This is a genomic window from Bradyrhizobium sp. LeoB3 (genome assembly GCF_055456055.1).
The window spans coordinates 1-1,073 of record NZ_JBVBEF010000303.1 but is presented as its reverse complement, the minus strand read 5'-3'; the positions used below and the strand labels follow the sequence as shown (position 1 = coordinate 1,073).

1 protein-coding gene is annotated in these 1,073 nt (G+C 59.9%); it reads left to right on the top strand.

Translation table 11 applies throughout. The annotated features are described in order from the left end of the window. Nucleotides 1–51: 51 nt before the first annotated feature. Nucleotides 52–1,073, top strand: a 1,022-nt coding sequence (locus ACZXDY_RS46000; RefSeq protein ID WP_464350025.1) for an IS5 family transposase, incomplete at its 3' end; no start/stop codon positions are given.

Genomic DNA, 1,073 nt, shown 5'->3' with positions numbered 1-1,073 from the left:
AGGGGCTGCGATTGATGATTCTATATCGATCATGGATCGTCGGGGGTTCGCATGCGGGGCGCTTTTTCGGATCAGGGCGGATTATTTTCGTACATTACGCCGGAGGCACGAGTTCCTGCGGACCATCCGCTCAGGAAGATCCGGCAGTTCGTCCGCGATGTGCTGACGGAGATGAATCGCGACTTGGGGAAGCTCTACGCGAGCGAAGGACGTCCCTCGACGCCTCCGGAGCAATTGCTGAGCGCGTTACTGCTGCAGGTGTTCTACGGTATTCGCTCGGAACGCCAGTTGATGGAGCAACTGGACTACAATCTTTTGTACCGCTGGTTTGTGGGGCTTTCGCCCGACGACCCGGTCTGGGACCCGACCACCTTCACCAAGAACCGAGACCGGCTGCAGAACGGCGGGGTGTTTAAGAAATTCATGACCCGGCTTCTGAACCATCCGCAGGTCAAGCCGCTGCTGTCGGACGAGCATTTCTCGGTGGATGGAACGCTGATCGAAGCCTGGGCGTCACAGAAGAGCTTTCGTCCCAAGGACGGTAGCGGTGACGATGATGGCGGCGCAAACTTCCATGGCCAGAAGCGCAAGAACGACACCCATGCGAGTACCAGCGATCCAAACAGCAGGCTTTACCGCAAGGCGGCCGGGCGGGAGGCGAAGCTCTGCTATATGGGCCATGCCACAATGGAGAACCGGCATGGGCTGGCGACCGAACGCCGCGCCTCGGAGATCATGCTGAAGGCCCAAGGCAAAGCCGCCGGCCACCGCATCACGGCCGGCGAGGACAAGGCGTACGATACCGCCGATCACGTGGCCAATCTTCGTGCCATCAACGTGACACCGCATGTGACGCAGAACCAGGCCGTCACCAAAACCGGCAAGAACCGCAACAGCGCCATCGACGGACGAACCACGCGGCATCCGGGATACGGCATGTCACAATCGCGCCGGGCGATGATCGAGTGCATCTTCGGTTGGGGCAAGCAACACGGGACCATGCGCAAGACCAAACATCGCGGCATCGGTCGCGTCGCCGCCGATTTCCTGCTCAATCTGATCGCCTATAATCT